The 18,947-nt window shown below is 73.0% G+C and carries 16 protein-coding genes; 6 read left to right on the top strand and 10 right to left on the bottom strand.

The window, feature by feature from the left end:
* Positions 1-2 precede the first annotated feature (2 nt).
* Complete coding sequence (locus tag J3473_RS01725; RefSeq protein ID WP_030529007.1) at positions 3-1,277, bottom strand: NupC/NupG family nucleoside CNT transporter; 1,275 nt, start codon at positions 1,275-1,277, stop codon at positions 3-5.
* 83 nt (positions 1,278-1,360) lie between these two features.
* Entirely contained in the window at positions 1,361-3,469 is a 2,109-nt protein-coding gene (locus tag J3473_RS01720; RefSeq protein WP_207021653.1) for a glycogen debranching N-terminal domain-containing protein, read from the bottom strand.
* Positions 3,470-3,561: 92 nt separating this feature from the next.
* On the opposite strand from J3473_RS01720, the gene J3473_RS01715 reads away from it, so the two are divergent.
* The 4 genes from J3473_RS01715 to J3473_RS01700 are packed head-to-tail and all read left to right on the top strand — an operon-like array spanning position 3,562 to position 7,982.
* A complete protein-coding gene (locus J3473_RS01715) occupies positions 3,562-4,581 on the top strand; it encodes a LacI family DNA-binding transcriptional regulator (protein ID WP_207021652.1) in 1,020 nt (339 codons plus the stop codon).
* 40 nt (positions 4,582-4,621) lie between these two features.
* Positions 4,622-5,872, top strand: coding sequence for an extracellular solute-binding protein (locus J3473_RS01710; RefSeq protein WP_207021651.1), 1,251 nt, complete (start codon positions 4,622-4,624; stop codon positions 5,870-5,872).
* Positions 5,869-7,029: a carbohydrate ABC transporter permease gene (locus tag J3473_RS01705; RefSeq protein WP_051750616.1), complete on the top strand. Its 1,161-nt coding sequence runs from the start codon at positions 5,869-5,871 to the stop codon at positions 7,027-7,029. The genes J3473_RS01710 and J3473_RS01705 overlap by 4 nt, the downstream gene beginning before the upstream one ends.
* Positions 7,026-7,982, top strand: coding sequence for a carbohydrate ABC transporter permease (locus tag J3473_RS01700; protein WP_207021650.1), 957 nt, complete (start codon positions 7,026-7,028; stop codon positions 7,980-7,982). The genes J3473_RS01705 and J3473_RS01700 overlap by 4 nt, the downstream gene beginning before the upstream one ends.
* Before the next feature lie 85 nt (positions 7,983-8,067).
* Here the strand turns inward: J3473_RS01700 and J3473_RS01695 are convergent, their stop codons facing one another.
* The 4 genes from J3473_RS01695 to J3473_RS01680 all read right to left on the bottom strand — a co-directional run bounded on the left by J3473_RS01695 (position 8,068) and on the right by J3473_RS01680 (position 15,089).
* Positions 8,068-10,848 (bottom strand): aconitate hydratase, encoded by a 2,781-nt coding sequence (locus tag J3473_RS01695; RefSeq protein ID WP_207021649.1) that lies wholly within the window; start codon positions 10,846-10,848, stop codon positions 8,068-8,070.
* Positions 10,849-10,993: 145 nt separating this feature from the next.
* Entirely contained in the window at positions 10,994-11,839 is an 846-nt protein-coding gene (locus J3473_RS01690; RefSeq protein WP_207021648.1) for a S9 family peptidase, read from the bottom strand.
* Positions 11,836-13,131 (bottom strand): class I SAM-dependent RNA methyltransferase, encoded by a 1,296-nt coding sequence (locus J3473_RS01685; protein ID WP_207021647.1) that lies wholly within the window; start codon positions 13,129-13,131, stop codon positions 11,836-11,838. The genes J3473_RS01690 and J3473_RS01685 overlap by 4 nt, the downstream gene beginning before the upstream one ends.
* Positions 13,131-15,089: an APC family permease gene (locus J3473_RS01680; RefSeq protein ID WP_207021958.1), complete on the bottom strand. Its 1,959-nt coding sequence runs from the start codon at positions 15,087-15,089 to the stop codon at positions 13,131-13,133. Before J3473_RS01680 ends, J3473_RS01685 begins: the two co-directional genes overlap by 1 nt.
* A 136-nt stretch (positions 15,090-15,225) precedes the next feature.
* Between J3473_RS01680 and J3473_RS01675 the strand changes: the two genes are divergently transcribed.
* Together J3473_RS01675 and J3473_RS01670 are read left to right on the top strand one after the other, a co-directional pair.
* Positions 15,226-15,888 carry a TrkA family potassium uptake protein gene (locus J3473_RS01675; protein WP_207021646.1) on the top strand — a complete coding sequence of 221 codons (663 nt, stop codon included), beginning with the start codon at positions 15,226-15,228 and terminating at the stop codon, positions 15,886-15,888.
* A gap of 17 nt (positions 15,889-15,905) precedes the next feature.
* Positions 15,906-16,598 (top strand): TrkA family potassium uptake protein, encoded by a 693-nt coding sequence (locus tag J3473_RS01670; protein WP_207021645.1) that lies wholly within the window; start codon positions 15,906-15,908, stop codon positions 16,596-16,598.
* 28 nt (positions 16,599-16,626) lie between these two features.
* Here the strand turns inward: J3473_RS01670 and J3473_RS01665 are convergent, their stop codons facing one another.
* The 4 genes from J3473_RS01665 to dut are packed head-to-tail and all read right to left on the bottom strand — an operon-like array spanning position 16,627 to position 18,945.
* Positions 16,627-17,358, bottom strand: coding sequence for a DUF3159 domain-containing protein (locus J3473_RS01665; protein WP_207021644.1), 732 nt, complete (start codon positions 17,356-17,358; stop codon positions 16,627-16,629).
* Positions 17,355-17,714 (bottom strand): OB-fold nucleic acid binding domain-containing protein, encoded by a 360-nt coding sequence (locus tag J3473_RS01660; protein ID WP_030528994.1) that lies wholly within the window; start codon positions 17,712-17,714, stop codon positions 17,355-17,357. The genes J3473_RS01665 and J3473_RS01660 overlap by 4 nt, the downstream gene beginning before the upstream one ends.
* Positions 17,714-18,457 carry a DUF3710 domain-containing protein gene (locus J3473_RS01655; RefSeq protein WP_207021643.1) on the bottom strand — a complete coding sequence of 248 codons (744 nt, stop codon included), beginning with the start codon at positions 18,455-18,457 and terminating at the stop codon, positions 17,714-17,716. Before J3473_RS01655 ends, J3473_RS01660 begins: the two co-directional genes overlap by 1 nt.
* A gap of 35 nt (positions 18,458-18,492) precedes the next feature.
* Positions 18,493-18,945, bottom strand: coding sequence for a dUTP diphosphatase (gene dut, locus J3473_RS01650; protein WP_242525613.1), 453 nt, complete (start codon positions 18,943-18,945; stop codon positions 18,493-18,495).
* Positions 18,946-18,947: the final 2 nt, after the last annotated feature.

Genomic DNA, 18,947 nt, shown 5'->3' with positions numbered 1-18,947 from the left:
GCTCAGGCGAGGAGCATCCCGGCGATCGCCGCGCTCATGAGGTTCGCCAGCGTCGCCGCCGCGATGGAACGCACGCCGTAGGTCGCGATCTCGGACCGGCGGTTCGGGGCCATCCCGCCGAGGCCGCCGAGGAGGATGGCCAGCGAGCCGAGGTTGGCGAAGCCGGTGAGGGCGAACGTGACGATGGCCTTGGTCTTCGCGCTGAACTCGTCGGCGACCGGGCCGAAGTTGCTGAAGGCGACGAACTCGTTGACGACCGTCTTCTGCCCGACGAAGCTGCCGGCGCGCACCGCCTCGTCCCACGGCACGCCGACGAGGAACATCACCGGCGCGAAGAGCCAGCCGAGCAGCCGCTCGAAGGTGAGGTCGGGCTGCCCGAACCACCCGCCGACGGCGCCGAGGAGCAGGTTGACCAGGGCGATGAGCGAGATGAACGCCAGGAGCATCGCGCCGATGTTGGCGGCGAGCTTCAACCCCTGCGCGGCGCCGTCGGCCGCCGCGTCGATGACGTTGACGTGCTCCTCCTCCTCGGGCTCGGGCGCCTCCTCCGGGGCGTCCTCGTCGTCGGCGACCCCGCCGCCCCCGGTCGCGACCCGCACCGGCACGCCGTCGGCGTCGACCTCCTGGCTCTCGGGCACGACGATCTTGGCCATGAGCAGGGCGCCGGGCGCCGCCATGAACGCGGCGGCGATCAGCTGGTCGAGCTCCGCGCCGAGCAGCGCGTACCCGACGAGGACCGACCCCGCGACGGTCGCGAGACCCCCGGTCATCACGGCGAAGAGGCTGGAGGTCGAGATCCGCGGGAGGTAGGGCCGGATGACGAGCGGCGCCTCGGTCTGGCCGAGGAAGACGTTCGTCGCGGCGTTGACCGACTCGGCGCGCGAGGTGCCGAGGAGGACGTGCAGCCCCGAGCCGAGCACGCGCACCACCCGCTGGAGGACCTTCCAGTGGTAGAGCACGGACGTCAGCGCCGCGAAGAAGACGATGACCGGCAGCACCTGGAGCGCGAAGACCACCCCGTCCTCGGGCACGAGCGAGCCGAAGAGGAAGGCGATGCCCTCCTTCGAGGAGTCGATGACCGCCTGCACCGCCCGGGTCGCGGCGTCGAGGGCCGCGCGCCCCGGCGGGACGTAGAGGACGAGGACCCCGAAGAGCACCTGCAGGCCGAGGGCGGCGGCCACGGTCCGCGGGCGGATGGCCCGGCGGTCGGTCGAGATGGCCACGGCGGCCAGCAGGAGGGCGGCCATCCCGCCGAGTCCCCAGAGCACGTCGAGCACGGTCGGTCCTTCCGTCGTGCCGGGCAGGACCTGTCCCCCGCCGCGGCCGGACGGTCACGCTAACAAGCGGGCCTGCGCGCCGGTCAGCCCACCTCGACGTCGATGCCGTCGGGCGCACGCACCGCACGCACCTGGCCCACGGCGTCGACCTCGACGTCCAGGAGACCGTCGCCGAGGCGCAGCCCCCGCACGTCCAGCACCCCGAACGGGGCGTCCGGGAGGGGCGAGAGGTGCAGCCGGCCGGCCGGCACGTCGGCGCGCAGGCCGAGGACCGTCGTCACGAGCGCGCCGGCGCTCGCCGCCGCCCACGCCTGCGGGCGGCAGCTCGCCGGGTAGGGCGCGGGACGGCCGAGCACGGGGTCCGCGCCGTAGAGCTCGGGCCAGCGGTAGCCGCTCGCGGCGGACACGTCGACGAGGGCCCGGGCCACCCGGGCTGCGGTGTCGCGGAACCCGGCTCGCGCGAGGCCCAGGCCGCAGATCGCGGTGTCGTGGGTCCACACCGAGCCGGTGTGGTACCCGATCGGGTTGAAGGCGGGGTTGTCGCGCGCGAGCGTCGAGATGCCGAGGGGGCCGAGCAGCTCGGGGCTCGCGAGGGCCGCCGCGACCCGCGCCTCGCCCGCCGCACCGAGCGTGCCGGTGCCGAGGACGTGCCCGATGTTGCTGCCGAGCCCGTCGACCGGCGCGCCGTGGCCGTCGAGGGCCATCGCGAGGATGCGGCGCCCCCCGGTGTCGGACCAGAACGACGTCTCGACGCGCGCGGCGAGGGCCTCGGCCCAGGAGCGCCAGCGCCCGCCGTCGGCGCCGAGCACCTGCTCGAGCAGGTCGGCCGCGGCGCGGGCCGCCTCGACGGCGTAGGCCTGGGTCTCGACGAGGGCGATCGGGCCCTCGGCGATGCGCCCGGCGGCGTCGCGCATCGAGTCGCCGGAGTCCTTCCAGCCCTGGTTGGCCAGGCCGGTGCCGGTCTCGTCGAGGTAGCGCAGGAAGCCGTCGGGGCTGCCGTCGGCCGCACGCTCCATCCAGCCGAGCGCCGCGTGCAGCGCGGGCGCGAGCTCGCGGACGACCGCGGCGTCCATGCCCCACCGCCAGGCGTCGTGGAGCAGGCAGACCCAGAGCGGGGTCGCGTCGACCGTGCCGTAGTAGGTCGTCGGCAGCACCATGCCACCCTCGCTGCCGAACGCGGTGCGCCGGATCTCGTGCGGGATCTTGCCGGGCGCCTCGGCGGTGACGGGGTCGTCGTGCCGCCCCTGGCGCCGGGCGAGCGCGCGCAGCGTGCCGCGGGCGAGGTCGGTGCCGAACGGGAGGGAGAGCCGCGCCGCCCACACGGCGTCGCGGCCGAAGAGGGTGAGGTACCACGGGGTGCCGGCCCCGGCGAAGACGTCGTCGGGGGCGAGCGGGTCGCGCATCGCGAGGTGGCGCAGGTCCTCGAGGCCGTCCTGCACGGTGCGCGAGAACCGGGCGTCGTCGGCCTCGACGTGGACGACGTCGAAGCCGAGCGCGTCGGACCCGGCGTCGGCGTCGAAGGCCGTGGTGGCGAGGCGGCGGGCGGCGACCTCCGCGACGACGGTCCGTGCCCCCGCGGGCGGGACCTCGAGCGACCACCGGAGCGACGCGTCGGCTCCGTCGGCCGACACCTGCGCGCCCTCACCGCGGACGCTCACCGCGTGCCGCTCGTCGCACCAGGAGGCGACCTCGTCGGACACGGCGACCGGCAGCGGACGGGGGTGTGCCACACCGTGCTTGATGTCGTGCAGGTCGGCGCCGTCGCCGGCGACCAGGAGCTCGACGACGCAGCGCACGGGCTCGGCCGAACGGTTGCGGACCTCGACGGTCTCGGTGAGGCCGTCGTCCGTCAGCACCCGGTGCCGGGCGACCTCGACGGTGGGGTCGGGCCCGGGGTCGCCGAGGTGGCGGGCGACGGCGAGGGTCTCGGACGAGCCGCCGCGGCTCGCCGCGACGACCGGGGTCGGGGCGAGCCCGTCGACCCGGAGGACGAGCCGGTGCACCACACGACGGTCGTCGACGAGCAGGCCGGTGGCCTCGCCCCCCTCGCACCCGGCGTCGACGTCGCCGCTGCGCGCGGCCAGGCAGGTCACCGGTCCCCGGACCGCCACCTCGAGCTCGTGGAGCCACGGCTGGCGCGAGCGCTCGGGGTCGACGGCGGCCTCTTGACTTCCGGTGTCAGGTCGATGCACAGTGACGACCCTATCCATTTGATCGTTCAAATCAACCGTCGTCACGATCGTTTGAACGTTCACAGGTGCAGGACCCTCGACGAGGAGGACCGATGACCCCGCAGCCCGGCGACGCCGACCGCGTGACCATCCACGACGTCGCCCGCGCCGCCGGCGTGTCGCGCCAGACCGTGAGCAACGCGGTCAACAACCCCGAGCGGGTCCGCCCCGACACCCTCGAGCGGGTGCGGGCCGCCATCGACGAGCTCGGCTACCGCGCCTCCAGCTCCGCCCAGTCCCTGCGCAGCCGTCGCGCCGGCGCCGTCGGCATCGAGCTGCACACGCTCGGCGCCCACAACGCGACCACCGCCCCCGTGCTCACCGCCCTGAGCATCGGCGCCGCCCGCCACGGCTGCCACATCGTGCCCTTCGGCTCGCAGTCCGGGCACCCGATGCTCGAGGGCTACCGCTCGATGTGGGCCGGCCGGCTCGTCGACGCCTTCGTCCTCGCCGAGACCCACCACGGGGACCCGCGCCCGCCGTGGCTCGAGGAGCAGGGCATCCCCTACGCCACCTTCGGCCGGGTCTGGGACGACCCGACGTTCACCCGCTGGGTCGACGTCGACGGCGGCGCCGGCACCGAGGACGCCGTCCGGCACTGCCGCGACCAGGGCTACGAGCGCGTGGCGTTCCTCGGCTGGCCGGCGGGCTCGGTCGTCGGTGACGACCGGCGCAGCGGCTGGGCCCGGGCCTGCGCCGATGCCGGCGGTGTCGCCGGCCCCGACGCGGTCGCCGAGCAGGACCTCGACGACGCCACGGCCGCGGCCACCGCGCTGCTCGAGCACCTCTCCCCCGGCGACGCCGTCGTCTGCGCCTCCGACGTCCTCGCCCTCGGCGTCCACCACGCCCTCGTCCGCCGCGGCCTCGAGCCCGGTCGCGACGTCGGCGTCGTCGGCTTCGACGGCTCCGAGACGGCGACGATGCACCACCTCACCTCGGTCGCGCAGCCCTTCGAGGCCATCGCCGAGACCTGCCTCGACCTCGTGAGCGCCGCTCTCGAGGGCTCTCCCCCGCCGGAGCACGGCTCGCTGCTCCGGCCGACCCTGACCACCGCCCGCAGCACCCGGGCCTGACCCGGCCACCCCCGCGCACCACCCCGACGAAGGAGTCACGATGACGCGCACGACCCGTACCACCGCCCTGGTCCTGGCCCTCACCGGCGCCTTGGCCCTGTCCGCCTGCGGCGGAGGAGGATTCGAGGAGGAGGGCGCATCCAGCGCGCCGGCGTCGGCCAGCGGCCCGGCCAACCTGACGATGCTCATCGCGTCCTCCGGCGACGCCGAGACCAACGCCGTCAAGGCCGCGGCGGACGCCTGGGCGCAGAAGTCCGGCAACAAGGTCACCGTCACCGTCGCGAGCGACATGAACCAGCAGCTCGCCCAGGGCTTCGCCAGCGGCAAGCCTGCCGACGTCTTCTACATGGACGCCTCGCGCTTCGCGGACTACGCGAAGAACGGCAGCCTCTACCCGTACGCGGACCAGCTCTCCGACAACAGCGACTTCTACGAGCCGCTGCGCCAGACCTTCACGTACGAGGGCAAGCAGTACTGCGCCCCCAAGGACTTCTCGACCCTCGCCCTCGAGATCAACACCGACTCGTGGGAGAAGGCCGGCCTGACCGACGCCGACGTCCCGACCACGTGGGACCAGCTCGAGGCCGTCTCGAAGAAGCTGACCACGAAGGACCAGGTCGGCCTCGGCATCGGGGTCGGCATCGACCGCCTCGGCGCGTTCGTCGTCCAGAACGGCGGCTGGTGGCTGTCCGAGGACGGCAAGAGCGCGTCGGCCGACACCCCGGCGGTCACCGACGCCCTCGAGTACGTCCAGCGCAACGTCAAGGCGGGCAACTTCAAGATGTCCAACCAGCTCGACTCCGGCTGGGGCGGTGAGGCGTTCGGCACCGGCAAGGCCGCGATGACGATCGAGGGCAACTGGATCAAGGGCGCCGTCAAGAACGACTACCCGGACCTCAAGTACAAGACCGTCGAGCTGCCGGCCGGCCCGGCGGGCAAGGGCACGCTGCAGTTCACCCAGTGCTGGGGTGTCGCGTCCGACTCCAAGGCCCAGGCCCAGGCCGTCGACCTCGTGAAGTCGCTGACCACCGTCGACCAGCAGATGGCCTTCGCCGACGCGTTCGGGGTCATGCCGAGCCGCCAGTCGGCCGCCGACCAGTACAAGAGCAAGTTCCCCGAGGACGCCCCGTTCATCGCCGGTGGTGAGTACGGCCACGGCCCGATCAACGCGCCCGGGATGGAGCAGGTCGTCGCCGACCTCAACTCCAAGCTCGAGAGCTTCGGCAACGCCAACCTGCCGCAGGTCCTCGAGGGCTTCGACACCAACGCCGGCTCCGCGCTCGGCCAGTGAGCACCGCCGACACCGTCGCCGAGCGCGGCACCACCGCGGGGACCGGCTCCGGCCGGGCCCCGCGGCGCCGCCGCCGCGGGGACGGGCAGCGTCAGTCCACCGCCGGGTGGCTGTTCGTCACCCCCACGCTCGTGGTCCTCGGGCTCTTCCTCGTCATCCCGATCCTCATGGCGATCTGGGTGTCCTTCACGGACTGGACGGGGCGCGGGAGCCCGTTCTCGTCCCGCGTCGGCTTCGTCGGCACCGAGAACTACCAGGCGCTCCTCACCGAGCAGGGGCTCTCGCGGCAGGACTTCATGATCTCGCTGCGCAACACCTTCTACTACGTCGTCGGGGTCGTCCCGCTCCAGACGGTGCTCGCGCTGGGGCTGGCGGTCATCGTCAACCAGCGCTTCCTCAAGGGCCGCACGTTCTTCCGCACGGCCTTCTACTTCCCCTCGGTCGTGTCGTCGGTCGCGATCTCGCTGGTCTTCCTCTTCCTCTTCACCGGGACGGGCGCCGTCAACCAGTTCCTCGGGATCTTCGGCATCGACGGCCCGACGTGGTTCTCGGACCCGCGCGGCCTCATCCACCTCGCCGGCCAGGGTCTCGGGCTGTGGAGCATCGACGCGCCGCCCGGGGCCCTCGCCGACCACCAGGTGATGAGCCTGTCGCTGTGGGACTGGTTCAGCGGGCCCTCGGTGGCCTTGTCGGCGATCATGCTCCAGGTCGTCTGGACCACGGCCGGCACCTTCATGCTCATGTTCCTCGCGGCACTGCAGGACCTCCCGACGGAGGTCGAGGAGGCCGCGCTCGTCGACGGCGCCAACCGGTGGCAGCGCTTCCGGGCCGTCACCGTCCCGCACCTGCGGCCGACCATCCTCCTCGTCGTGACGCTCGGCGTCATCGGCACGTGGCAGGTGTTCGACCAGATGTACGTCATGACGCAGGGCGGCCCCGCGAAGACGACGCTCACGCCGGCCTACCTGTCGTACACCGCCGCCTTCGGGCAGCAGCAGTGGGGCCAGGGCGCCGCGATGGCGTTCCTGCTCTTCGTCCTCATCTTCGTGCTCACGACGTTCCAGCGGTTCGTGCTGCGCGACAAGGACGAGGCGGCCGCGAAGAAGGCCCGGCGCGCCCAGCAGCGCGCGGCGAAGAAGAAGGAGGCGACGGCATGAGCGAGTTCTCCGGCAGCGGCGTCGGCAACGCGACGGACCCGCTGACCCGTGCCCGCGCCACCGAGGACCTGAGCAGGCTCGAGACGGCTGCACGACCGACCGGCGGTGGATCCTCTCGTGTCCACCGGAGCGGTCGCGGCAAGAAGCTCGCGGTCTACCTCGCGCTCGTCGCGTTCTCGGTCGTCTACATCTACCCCTTCGTCGTCCAGGTCTCGACCTCGCTCAAGACCAACGGCGACGCCGTCGCGAACCCCCTCGGGATCGTCCCGGACCCCCTGACCACCGCGGCGTTCCAGCGGCTCGCCGAGACCGACTTCCCGCTGTGGTTCACCAACTCGGTCATCGTCACGGTGTGCGTGACGATCGGGCGCGTGTTCTTCAACTCGCTCGCCGGGTACGCCCTCGCGCGACTGAAGTTCCGCGGCCGGGACGCCGTGTTCACCGCGATCCTCGCCGTGCTCGCGGTGCCGGGCATCGTGCTGCTCATCCCGAAGTTCCTCGTGCTCAACTACCTCGGGATCTACAACACCTACCCGGCGCTCATCGTCCCGCTGCTCGTCGACGCCGCCGGCGTGTTCATCATGAAGCAGTTCTTCGAGTCGATCCCGCCGTCCGTCGAGGAGGCGGCCCGCATCGACGGTGCGAGCACCTTCCGCATCTTCTGGTCGGTCGTCCTCCCGATGGCCCGTCCGGCGGTCATCACCCTGACGATCCTGTCCTTCCAGGGGTCGTGGAACGAGCTGGCGCACTTCATCATCGCCACGAACGACCCGAACCTCTTCACCCTCACCCGCGGCGTCGGCCAGCTGACCTCGGGCGGCCTGGGCTCGGGCAACCAGTACCCCATCTCGATGGCGGCCGCGCTGCTCATGACCATCCCCTCGGCGATCATCTTCGCCGTGTTCCAGCGCTACTTCACGCAGGGCGCGAACGCGGGCGCCGAGAAGGGCTGAGACCCCTCGCGGCGACCCCGCGAGGAGACGAGCGCGCCGCCCCGGTCGGTGAGGTCCGGGGCGGCGCGTTCGGGTGTCGCGGGCGTCAGCGCACGAGGCTCCGCAGCACGTACTGGAGGATGCCACCGTTGCGGTAGTAGTCCGCCTCGCCGGGGGTGTCGATGCGGACGACCGCGTCGAACGAGGTCTCCGTGCCGTCCTCGGCCGTCGCGACGACCGACACCGTGCGCGGCGTCGTACCGTCGTTGAGCGCCTCGATCCCGGTGACCGAGAACGTCTCCGTGCCCGTGAGACCGAGCGACTCGGCGTTCTCGCCCTGCGGGTACTGCAGCGGCAGGACGCCCATCCCGATGAGGTTCGAGCGGTGGATGCGCTCGTACGACTCGGCGACGACGGCCTTGACGCCCAGCAGCGCGGTGCCCTTGGCGGCCCAGTCGCGCGAGGACCCGGAGCCGTACTCCTTGCCCGCGAGGACGACGAGCGGCACCCCGGCCTCCTGGTAGGCGGCCGACGCGTCGTAGATCGACGTCTGCTCGCCGCCGGCGAGGAAGTTGCGGGTGAAGCCGCCCTCGACGCCGTCGAGCAGCTGGTTGCGCAGGCGGATGTTCGCGAAGGTGCCGCGGATCATCACCTCGTGGTTGCCACGTCGCGAGCCGTAGGAGTTGAAGTCCTTGCGCTCGATGCCGTGCTCGGCGAGGTAGCGACCCGCGGGGCTGTCACCCTTGATGGAACCGGCCGGGCTGATGTGGTCGGTCGTCACCGAGTCGCCGAGCTTGGCGAGCACGCGCGCCCCGGTGATGTCGGTGACCGGTGAGGGCTCCATCTGCATGCCCTCGAAGTACGGGGGCTTGCGGACGTAGGTCGACTCGGCGTCCCAGGCGAAGGTGTCACCCTCGGGCGTCGGCAGCGACCGCCAGCGCTCGTCGCCGGCGAAGACGTCGGCGTAGTCCTGCTCGAACAGGTCGCGGGTGATCGCACCGCGGATGGTCTCCTCGACGTCGGCCGGGGCGGGCCACAGGTCGCGCAGGAAGACGTCGGTGCCGTCGGTGTCCTGGCCGAGGGCGTCGGACTCGAAGTCGAAGTCCATCGTCCCGGCGAGGGCGTAGGCGATGACGAGCGGCGGGCTCGCGAGGTAGTTCATCTTGACGTCCGGGTTGATCCGGCCCTCGAAGTTGCGGTTGCCCGAGAGCACCGCCGTGACGGCGAGGTCGTTCTCCTGGATGGCCGCCGAGATCTCCTCGGCGAGCGGGCCGGAGTTGCCGATGCACGTCGCGCAGCCGTAGCCGACGAGGTGGAAGCCGAGCTTCTCGAGGTAGGGCCAGAGGCCCGCGGCCTCGTAGTAGCCGGTGACGACCTTGGAGCCGGGCGCCATCGAGGTCTTGACCCACGGCTTCGCGGTGAGCCCGCGCTCGACCGCGTTCTTCGCGAGAAGCGCGGCGGCGATCATCACCGACGGGTTCGAGGTGTTCGTGCACGAGGTGATCGAGGCGATCGAGACGATGCCGTGGTCGATCTCGAAGCTCGTGCCGTCCGAGAGCGTGACCGGCACGCGACGGCTCGGGCGTCCGGAGGCCGAGCCCTCGTGGGCCGGGGCCTCGCCGCCGTTCTGCCCGTCGGGGCTGCCCTGCGGGGTCGGGTCGGACGCCGGGAAGGACGAGGCCTCGCCGTCGGAGCCCTCCTCGTGCGCGACGTAGGTCGGCAGCACCTCGCGGAAGGCGCTCTTGGCCTGGGTCAGCTCGATGCGGTCCTGGGGGCGCTTCGGGCCGGCGATCGAGGGGACGACCGTCGTGAGGTCGAGCTCGAGCTTCTCGGAGAAGCGCGGCTCGGCGGCCGGGTCGAGCCAGAGGCCCTGCTCCTTCGCGTACGCCTCGACGAGGGCGACGTCGTCCTCGGCGCGGCCGGTGAGGCGCAGGTACTCGAGCGTGACGTCGTCGATCGGGAAGATCGCGCAGGTGGAGCCGAACTCGGGGCTCATGTTGCCGATCGTCGCGCGGTTGGCGAGCGGGAGGGCCGTGACGCCGGCGCCGTAGAACTCGACGAACTTCCCGACGACGCCGTGCTTGCGCAGCAGGTCGGTGATCGTGAGGACGACGTCGGTGGCGGTGACGCCGGGGTTCATCTCACCGGTCAGCTTGAAGCCGACGACGCGCGGGATGAGCATCGAGACGGGCTGGCCGAGCATCGCGGCCTCGGCCTCGATGCCGCCGACGCCCCAGCCGAGGACGCCGAGGCCGTTGACCATCGTCGTGTGGCTGTCGGTGCCGACGCAGGTGTCGGGGTAGGCGACGCCGTCGCGCACCATGACCGTGCGGGCCAGGTGCTCGATGTTGACCTGGTGGACGATGCCGGTGCCCGGGGGGACGACCTTGAAGTCGTCGAACGCGGTCTGGCCCCAGCGGAGGAACTTGTAGCGCTCGCCGTTGCGCTGGTACTCGATCTCGACGTTGCGCTCGAAGGCGTCGGCGCGACCGAAGACGTCGATCTGGACGGAGTGGTCGATGACGAGCTCGGCCGGGGCGAGCGGGTTGATCTTCGAGGCGTCGCCGCCGAGGTCCTTCATCGCCTCGCGCATCGTCGCGAGGTCGACGACGCAGGGCACCCCGGTGAAGTCCTGCATGATGACGCGGGCCGGGGTGAACTGGATCTCGGTGTCGGGCTGGGCGTTCTCGTCCCAGCCGCCGAGCGCGCGGATGTGGTCCGCGGTGATGTTGGCGCCGTCCTCGGTCCGCAGGAGGTTCTCGAGGAGGACCTTGAGGCTGTACGGGAGGGACTCGCTGCCCTCGACCGTCGACAGCCGGTAGATGTCGTAGGACTTCTCGCCCACCTCGAGCGTGCCGTGGGCGTCGAAGCTGTTCGTGCTGGCCACCGGGTCTCCTTCCGGGTCGTTGCGTCGTCGCACGGACCCGCTATTTATCTTGACGTCAAGATATCTAACCACACCGGGTCGGTGGCGTCGAGCCTATGCCCGCCCCCCGGGTGTCGCGCGGCCGCGCGCGGGAGCATCCGGATGCTCAGAGGCCGTCGAGCACGGCCACCGTGCGGGCCCACGCGTCCGAGCCGGTGTCGACCTGGTCGAGGTGGTCGCCGGGCACCTCGATGAGCGTCGCCGCTCCCCCGGCCGCGAGCGCCGCGCGGACGTACGCCTGCGACTGGGCGATCGGGACCGTGCCGTCGTCCGGGCCGTGGACGCACCAGACCGGCGCCTCGACCGGCGCGAGCGCGACGGGGTCGGCCCAGGCGTAGGCCTCCGGCCGCTCCTGCGGCGTGCCGCCGAGGAACCCCGGCACCGCTCCCCCGCCGAGGTCCTCGTCGGCCGCGGTCCGCAGGTCGAGGACGCCGGCCTGCGACACGACGTGCGTCGGGACGACCTGCGCCCCGCGCCAGCGCTCGAGCCGCGTCCGGGCGGCCGCCCAGACGGCGAGCTGACCGCCCGCGGAGTGGCCGAGCGTGACGACCGGGCCGTCGGCGAGGTCCCGGTCGGCGAGCAGGTCGAGCGCCGTGGAGACGTCGTCGAGGGTCGCGGGCACGCCGCCGCCGTCGCCGACCCGGCGGTACTCGACCGCGAGCGCCGTCCAGCCCCGCCGCACGAGGTCGGCGGCGAGGGGGCGGGCGAGCGAGACGTCGTACTCGGCGAGCCAGAACCCGCCGTGGAGCACGACGACGACACCGCGCGAGGCACCGGTCGGCCGCGTGAGCTCCGCGAACTGGGCCTCGTGCGGTCCGTAGGCGATGCGCTCGGGCGCCGGGCCCTGCGGAGCGTCGTCGCCGCCGGTCGTCGACGCCGAGCAGCCCGCCGCGAGGAGCGGCACCCCGAGCGCCGCCGTGACGACGGCGCGCCGGCCCGGTCGCCCCGTCACGCCGTCGCGGGCTCGAAGATCGCGACGCACTCGACGTGGTGGGTCATCGGGAAGGCGTCGAAGGCCCGCAGCGAGACGAGCCGGTAGCCGCGGGCGAGCAGGGCCGCGGTGTCGCGCGCCAGCGCCGCCGGGTCGCAGGCGACGTACGCGACGGCCCGCGGCGCGAGGTCGGCGACGGCCCCGACGACGGCCGGGCCGGCCCCGGTGCGCGGCGGGTCGAGGACGACGACGTCGGCGCGCTGCGGCAGCAGGGGCGAGCGCGCCGGACGACGGCCGCGGCCGCGCGCCGCACCCCGCCGGCGGTCGGTCCGCGCGAGCCCGAAGGCGTCGTCGACCCGCGCGCCGACCACGGCGACGTTGCCCGCGGCCCCGAGCCCCTCGGTCGCCCGGGCGACGGCGTCGCGGTCGGCCTCGACCGCGACGACCTGCCCGTCCGGGCCGACCGCCTCGGACAGCGCGGCGGCGAACAGCCCGACACCGCAGTACAGGTCGAGCGCCCGCTCCCCCGGGCGCACCCGCAGCCCGTCGAGGACCGCGGTGAGGAACGTCGCGGGGGCGCCGGGGTGCACCTGCCAGAAGCCCCGGGCCGAGACGGGGAAGTCGTGCACGAACCCCGGGCGGTCGTCGGTGGCCGGCACCTCGACCCGCTCCGCGACGTCCGGCACCGGCCCGCCGGGCACCTCGACCGCCACGGGTGCCCCGACCGAGGGCGCCACGACGTCGACGAGCTCGGCGCCCGGCCAGGTGCGCTCCGTGACGCGCAGGGCGTCGACCCCGGGGGCCGCGATGCGGCAGTGGTCGACCGGCACGACCTCGTGCGAGCGGTGCCGGCGCAGGCCCGCCCGGCCCTCGGCGTCGACGGCGAACTCCACGCGGGTGCGCCAGTCCAGCCCGCCGTCGTCACCGGGCACCGGCTCGACGTCGACGTCGACCTCGAGCCCGGCGAGGCGGCTCATCTGCTCGCGGACGACACCGGCCTTGAGCCGCCGCTGCGCCTCGAGCGCGACGTGCTGGAGGTCGCAGCCACCGCACCGGCCGGGACCGCTCCACGGGCACGGCGGCACGACGCGGTCCGGGGAGGCGTCGAGCACGTCGACCGCGTCGGCGCGCACGAAGCGACCGCCGGACCCGGTCTCGGTCACCCGCGCCCGCACCCGCTCACCGGGCAGCGTGTGGCGGACGAAGAGGACCTGGCCGTCGGCGCGGGCGATCGAGTGCCCGCCGTGGGCGAAGGCCGTGACGTCGACCTCGACCTCGTCGCCGACCGCGAGCCCCTCGGGGTGCTCCGCCATCACTCGCCGCGGCGGACGTCGCCCGCCACCGGGCCGTCCATCCGCTCCTCGGCGCCCTCGGACGACGCGAGCTGCCACGGCACCGACGACACCATGACCCCGGGCGTGAAGAGCAGCCGGGTGCGCAGCCGCAGGGCGCTCTGGTTGTGGAGGATCTGCTCCCACCAGTGCCCGACGACGTACTGCGGGATGTAGACGACGACGATGTCGCGCGGGTTGTCGGTGCGGATCGACTTGACGTAGTCGAGCACCGGACGGGTGATCTCGCGGTACGGGCTGTCGAGGGCCTTGAGCGGCACCGGGATGTCGCGCCGGTCCCACTCCTGCTGCAGGCCCTTGGTCTCGTCGGGGTCGACCGAGACGGTGATCGCCTCGAGCACGGACGGGCGGGTCGCCCGCGCGTACGCCAGCGCGCGCAGCGTCGGCTTGTGGATCTTCGCGACGAGGACGATGGCGTGGACGCGCGAGGGCAGCATCTGCGCCTTGGTGTCGCGCTCCTCGACGCTCAGCTCGTCGCGGACGTGGTCGTAGTGCTTGCGGATCGCGAGCATGAGGAAGAACAGGACCGCCATCGCCGCGATCGCATAGCCGGCGCCGTGCGTGAACTTCGTGAGGAGCACGACGACGAGCACGGTGCCGGACATCGCCGCGCCGACGCCGTTGATGACGCGGCTGCGCATCATCCGGGCCCGGGCGGAGGGATCCTTCTCGACGCGCAGGTACCGGTTCCAGTGCCGGACCATCCCGATCTGCGACAGCGTGAACGACACGAACACGCCGACGATGTAGAGCTGGATGAGGCGGGTGACGTCGGCGTTGAAGACGACGACGAGCGCCGCCGCCGCGCCGGCGAGGATGAGGATGCCGTTGGAGAACGCGAGGCGGTCGCCGCGGGTGTGCAGCTGGCGCGGCAGGAAGCCGTCACGGGCGAGGATCGAGCCGAGGACCGGGAAGCCGTTGAAGGCCGTGTTCGCGGCGAGCACGAGGATGAGGCCGGTGACGATCGAGACGACGACCACGCCGAGGTGGAAGTCGGAGAAGACGGCCTTGGAGACCTGGCCCATGACGGTGTCCTGGACGTAGTCGTCACCGACCGGCACGCCGTCGCGCAGCAGCTGGTTGGCCTCGTCGTCGGCGTAGTGGACGCCGGTCCACGAGGCCAGCGTGATCATCGACATGAGCATCGTCACCGAGACGACGCCCATGAGGAGCAGGGTGGTCGCGGCGTTGCGGCTCTTGGGCTTCTTGAAGGCGGGCACGCCGTTCGAGATGGCCTCGACCCCGGTCAGCGCCGCACAGCCGGACGAGAACGCGCGCAGCAGGAGGAAGGCCATCGCGACGGTGCCGAGCTCCTCGAAACCGCTCTCGGCACGCAGCGTCAGCGACGCGCTCTCGGCCAGCGGCAGGTCGCCGGAGACCTTGCGGAAGAAGCCGAACGCGGCCATGCCGAGCACGCTGGCCATGAAGAGGTAGGTGGGGATGGCGAACGCCGTCCCCGACTCGCGCACACCCCGGAGGTTCATCGCGGTGAGCGCGACGATGATGAGCACCGCGACGACCGCCTCGTGCCCGCGGACGAAGCCGAAGGCCGCTGCGGCGTTCTGGACGCCCGACGAGACCGACACCGCCACGGTCAGCACGTAGTCGACGAGCAGCGCGCTCGCCACCGTCAGGCCGGCCCGCGGCCCGAGGTTGACGCTCGCCACCTCGTAGTCGCCGCCGCCGCTGGGGTAGGCGTGGACGTTCTGCCGGTAGCTCATGATGACGATCGCCATGACGAAGACGACGACGAGCGCGATCTTCCACGACTGGGTCAGCGCGAGCGTGCCGCCCGCGAGCCCGAGGGTGAGCAGGATCTCGTCGGGGGCGTAGGCCACCGACGACAGTGCGTCGCTCGCGAAGACCGGCAGGGCGAGCTTCTTCGGCAGGAGCGTCTCGCCGAGACGGTCACTGCGCATCGCCCGCCCGAGGATGACGCGCTTGACGAGACGTCCGGGTGTTGACACGAGGACAACTGTAGGCAGAAGCGCGCACGGCGCGTGCACGTCCCGGACTGCGGTCCGTCCGCTGCGGGCGCGTAGTAGCGTCCCTGTCGTGCACTTCGTGATCATGGGCTGCGGCCGTGTCGGCGCCTCCCTCGCCCGGGCCCTCGAACGCGCCGGCCACGAGGTCGCCGTCGTCGACCAGGACGAGAGTGCGTTCCGGCGCCTCGGGACCTCCTTCGAGGGGCGCACGGTCACCGGCGTCGGCTTCGACCGCGACACCCTGCGGGCCGCCGGCATCGACGACGCCTACGCGTTCGCCGCGGTCTCCAGCGGTGACAACTCGAACATCCTCGCCGCGCGCGTGGCCCGCGAGAAGTTCGGCGTCGAGAACGTCGTCGCCCGCATCTACGACCCCGGTCGCGCGGAGATCTACCAGCGCCTCGGCATCCCCACCGTCGCCACCGTCAAGTGGACGAGCGACCAGATGCTCCGCCGCCTGCTCCCCCAGGGTCACGTCCCCGAGTTCACCGACCCGTCGGGGCACGTCGTCATCGCCGAGATCCCGGTGGCGGCGTCGTGGATCGGCCGCCGCTACACCGAGGTCGAGACGGCCACCGAGGGCCGGCTGGCCTACGTGACCCGGCTCGGCGACGGGTTCATCCCCGGCGCCGACACCGTGTACCAGGAGGGCGACCTCGTGCACCTCGCTCTGCTCCGCGAGCACCTCGCGACCGCCGAGCGCGTCCTCGACGCGCCGCCCCCCTCCCACTGACCCCGAAAGGCTCCTCCATGCGCGTCGTCATCGCCGGGGCGGGCTCCGTCGGGCGGTCCATCGCCCGCGAGCTCATCCGCAACGGCCACTCGGTGCTCCTCGTCGACCGTGAGGCCGACGGCGAGCGGGTGTCCAAGGTCCCGGACGCCAGCTGGCTGCAGGCCGACGCCTGCGAGATCGACACCCTCTCCGAGGCCGGCCTCGCCGAGTGCGACGTCGTCGTCGCCGCGACCGGTGACGACAAGGTCAACCTCGTGCTGTCGCTGCTCGCCAAGACCGAGTTCGGCGTCCCCCGCACCGTCGCCCGCGTCAACAACCCGAAGAACGAGTGGATGTTCGACGAGGCCTGGGGCGTCGACGTCGCCGTCTCCACCCCGCGCCTGATGACCGCGCTCGTCGAGGAGGCCGTGAGCGTCGGCGACCTCGTGCGCATCTTCGAGTTCCAGCAGGGCCGCGCGATGATGGTCGAGATGACCCTGCCGCTCGGCAGCCCCTACGCCGGCGCCCGGGTCGGCGACGTGCCCTTCCCCGCCGACACCGTCCTCACCGGCATCATCCGCGACGGGCACCCCATCGCCCCGAGCCGCGACGACGCCCTCGAGCCGCTCGACGAGCTCCTCTTCGTCACGACCCCGGAGGCCGAGTCCGACCTCGAGTCGCTGCTCTCCCCCGGTCGTCGCCAGAAGCGCGAGGACGACGAGGAGGCCTGAGCGGCACGCCGGTTCGGGCGACGCGACGTCAGGCGTCGCGGCCGGTGAGCGGCTCGTCCGCGTCGTCGCTCGCGTCGGCGTCGTCGGCGGCGGGCCCGCGGCCGGGCTCGAGCGGGGTGTGGCCGGAGACGAGCAGCCAGCCCATGACGGCGATGCCGGCCACCCAGAGCGGCCAGCCGAGCGCGACCTTGGCGACGCCGAGCAGCGTGACCCGCTCGTCGAGGTAGAGCGGCACCATGACGGCGACCCGGACGACGTACATCGCGACGAGCACCCACGTGAGCCGGATGCAGACGCGGACCATCCCGGCGTCGCGGCGCCAGCCGAACGGGTCCTCGGCGGCCCGCGGGTCGCCGGCGCCGACGATGAAGCCGACCGCGGGCCAGCGGGTGACGATGGAGACCAGCGTCGCGACGAGGAAGCCGACGCTCGTGAGGATGCCGGGCAGGAACGCGTCCTGCGCCTCCCCGGAGCGCAGCGCGAAGAACGCGGCGATCGCCGTGGCGAACACCGCCCCGCCGACGTGCTGCAGGGACGAGCGCTGGACGAGCCGGAGCACCGCGAGCACGAGGGCCACCGCGACGGCGGCGACGGCGGCGACCTTGACGTCGTGGTCGCTCACCGACCACGCGACGACGAAGACGAGGGTCGGCAGCGCCGTCTCGACCGACCCGCGCCACCCGCCGAGCGCCACCGAGAGGCGGTGGCGGATCAGCGCCTCGACGGTCTCGGCCGCGGGCGCGGGGTGGGCCGCGCTCACTGCTTCGGGAGGATCTCGTAGGCGGGGTTGAAGATCGTCTGCACCCCGCGGACCGTCGTGACCCGACCGCGGGCCCGCACGAACGTCCCGGGCTCGATGCCGCCGATGGAGCGCCGGCCCACCCACACGAGGTTGACCGCGCCCTTGCCGTCCCACACCTCGGCGACGAGGGCGGGCACGCTGCGGCGCGGGGGCAGCGTCACGGCGCGGACCGAGCCGCACACGCACGCGGAGAAGCGGGGGGCCAGGGCCGACAGGTCGTCGCCGCCCTCGGAGGCCGACTGCTGCTGCAGCTCGTCGGCGTCCTGCTCCAGCGGCGTGCGCGAGAGGTCGCGCAGGCGCTCACGGAGGGTCATCAGCGCACCTCGGTGATCTCGGGCCCGCGCTCGAAGGGGTCGAGCGTCGCGGGCGCGTCGTCGTCGGTCTCGTCGGCGGCCGCCGCCGGCTCGTCCTGCGGCAGGCGCAGGGGCAGCAGCTCGCGCGGGGCCATCGGGTCGGTGCCACGGACGACGACGAGCTCGCGGAGCACCTCGAGCAGCGGCTCGGCCGCCTCGTCGTCGATGGCCGCGCGCCCGGAGAGGACGCCGCGCAGGAACCAGCGGGGGCCGTCGACGCCGACGAAGGTCGCCGGCGCGAAGACGGTGCGCCCGTCCGGGCCGGCCGAGGGCAGCCGCGTCCGCAGCCGCGTGCCGAGCTCGCTCGGGACCTCCTCGACGGTGCCGCCCTGCCGCTCGACGGACATCGCGATCTCGCGGCGGATGTCGGCCCACAGGCCCTCGGTGCGCGGCGCCGCGAAGGCCTGGACCTGGAGGGCGGACTCGCCGAACACCGCGGTCGCCGCGTTGACGACCTGCGTCTCCTGGTCGACCTCGAGGCGCAGCTCCATCCCGGGGACGCCGCGCACCCAGAGGGCGCCGAGGTCGAGGCGACCGTCGCGCCCGTCGACCTCGCTGGCGTCGTAGGGGCCGCTCGTGCGGTCGGCCGCGTCGTCCTCCGGCGCGGCCTCGGTGCCCTCGTCCTCGACGGCGGTGGCGTCCTCGACCTCCGGCGCGGACGCCGGCTCGGTCTCGGTGCGCTTGCTCCTGCGGAAGATGCTCACGGCGGTGGTCCTCGAAACGTGTGGTGGTCGGTGGGTCAGGGGGTGTCGGTGGAGCCGAAGCCCCCGGTGGACCCGTGTCCAGTCTCTCCCCGGGCGCTGCCGGGAAGCGAATCGGTGGCCGAGAAGTCGGCGTGGAGGTACTCCTGGACGACGAGCTGGGCGATCCGGTCGCCGACCCGCACCGTGAAGCTCTCGGTCGGGTCGAGGTTGACCAGGTTGACCAGCACCTCGCCGCGGTAGCCGGAGTCGACGGTGCCCGGGGCGTTGACGATGCTCACGCCGTGCCGGGCCGCGAGGCCCGAGCGGGGGTGCACCAGCCCCACGGTCCCCGGCGGCAGCGCGAGCGCGATCCCGGTCGGGACCAGCGCCCGCTCCCCGGGTGCCAGGGTCACCTCGGCGACGCTGCTGAGGTCGGCCCCGGCATCCCCGTCGGTGCTGTAGCGCGGGAGGACGGCGTCCTCGTGCAGCCGCCGGACGGCGACGGGCACGC

This window comes from Phycicoccus sp. DTK01, assembly GCF_017312765.1.
Classification (GTDB): Bacteria; Actinomycetota; Actinomycetes; order Actinomycetales; family Dermatophilaceae; genus Phycicoccus; species Phycicoccus jejuensis.
This window is presented reverse-complemented; position numbering and strand designations above follow the sequence as displayed.

Bases quoted from the DNA above. Each gene is read 5' to 3' on its own strand.
- J3473_RS01715 (WP_207021652.1), top strand. From the start codon at position 3,562: ATGACCCCGCAGCCCGGCGACGCCGACCGCGTGACCATCCACGACGTC.
- J3473_RS01710 (WP_207021651.1), top strand. From the start codon at position 4,622: ATGACGCGCACGACCCGTACCACCGCCCTGGTCCTGGCCCTCACCGGC.
- J3473_RS01700 (WP_207021650.1), top strand. From the start codon at position 7,026: ATGAGCGAGTTCTCCGGCAGCGGCGTCGGCAACGCGACGGACCCGCTG.
- J3473_RS01685 (WP_207021647.1), bottom strand. From the start codon at position 13,131: ATGGCGGAGCACCCCGAGGGGCTCGCGGTCGGCGACGAGGTCGAGGTC.
- J3473_RS01680 (WP_207021958.1), bottom strand. From the start codon at position 15,089: ATGCGCAGTGACCGTCTCGGCGAGACGCTCCTGCCGAAGAAGCTCGCC.
- J3473_RS01670 (WP_207021645.1), top strand. From the start codon at position 15,906: ATGCGCGTCGTCATCGCCGGGGCGGGCTCCGTCGGGCGGTCCATCGCC.
- J3473_RS01660 (WP_030528994.1), bottom strand. From the start codon at position 17,714: ATGACCCTCCGTGAGCGCCTGCGCGACCTCTCGCGCACGCCGCTGGAG.